This window comes from Parahaliea mediterranea, from assembly GCF_003402235.1.
GTDB lineage: Bacteria > Pseudomonadota > Gammaproteobacteria > Pseudomonadales > Halieaceae > Parahaliea > Parahaliea mediterranea.
The window spans coordinates 1-1,073 of the sequence record NZ_QEWO01000028.1 but is presented as its reverse complement, the minus strand read 5'-3'; the positions used below and the strand labels follow the sequence as shown (position 1 = coordinate 1,073).

The window sequence follows — 1,073 nt, the reverse complement described above, 5'->3', positions numbered from 1 at the left end:
CGTGAATTCAATTTGTAAGTGCAACTCTTGACGAGTTGGTTAGAGGGCAAGCTGCTGTACTATTGAGCTTTCTCTCACCGACCAAAGTTAGAGGAGCACAATGAAATACAAACAGCTTACCCAAGAAGAACGATACCAAATTTCAGCCTTGTTGAAAGCAAATCATGATCGATCCGAGATAGCCATGATATTGGGGCGTAACAAATCGACCATCAGCCGCGAAATTCGGCGCAATACAGGGTTGCGAGGCTATCGCCCGAAACAGGCTCAGCGCTTGGCTGAAGAACGCCGTGTGGCGAAAAGCAAGCCCCGTATTAACAGTGAGACCTGGATCGCTGTCGAGTACCTGCTTACCCTCGATTGGAGCCCAGAACAGATCAGCCTTTGGCTCAAGACATTCTGTAGAGTTTCTATCAGTCATGAATGGATTTACCAGTTTGTCCTCCAGGACAAAGCCAATGGCGGGGACCTTTTTAAACACTTACGCTGCCAGAAACAGCGCCGCAAACGTTATGGCAGTTACAACCGTCGAGGTCAGTTGATCGACCGCGTCAGCATCGATGAGAGACCCGCCGAGGTTGATTTACGTTCCCGTATTGGCGATTGGGAGCTCGACACAATTATTGGCAAAGGCCATCAGCAAGCGATCGTCTCTCTGACTGAGCGTAAATCACGCTTCACGCTGATACAGAAGGTGGAGCGTAAAACAGCACAGCTCGTTTCCAATGCCATTATTAACCTGTTATCTCCATATTCCGAGTCCGTGCTGACGATGACCTCAGATAACGGAAAAGAGTTCGCGAATCACAAAGCAATCGCTAACAAACTCAATGCAGAATTTTACTTTGCTCACCCCTATGCATCATGGGAACGTGGACTGAACGAGAACACCAATGGGCTCATTCGACAGTACTTCCCGAAGGGCAGAGACTTCACAACCATTACCCAGAAGGAAATCAAACAGGCAATGGACAGATTAAACAATCGACCAAGAAAATGTCTTGGCATGAAAACACCGAATCAGGTATTTTTTGGAATCACCCCCCCCGTTGCACTAGCGAGTTGAATCCGCG

Annotated in this window: 1 protein-coding gene; it reads left to right on the top strand. The window is 48.1% G+C overall.

All coding sequences use genetic code 11. From position 1 onward, the window contains the following. Nucleotides 1-100: 100 nt before the first annotated feature. Nucleotides 101-1,066 (top strand): IS30 family transposase, encoded by a 966-nt coding sequence (locus DDZ17_RS22200; RefSeq protein WP_116369220.1) that lies wholly within the window; start codon nucleotides 101-103, stop codon nucleotides 1,064-1,066. The last annotated feature ends 7 nt before the right edge of the window (nucleotides 1,067-1,073 follow it).

What these genes read in the sequence shown, in the direction of transcription:
- DDZ17_RS22200 (WP_116369220.1), top strand. Translation starts at nt 101, where the DNA reads ATGAAATACAAACAGCTTACCCAAGAAGAACGATACCAAATTTCAGCC.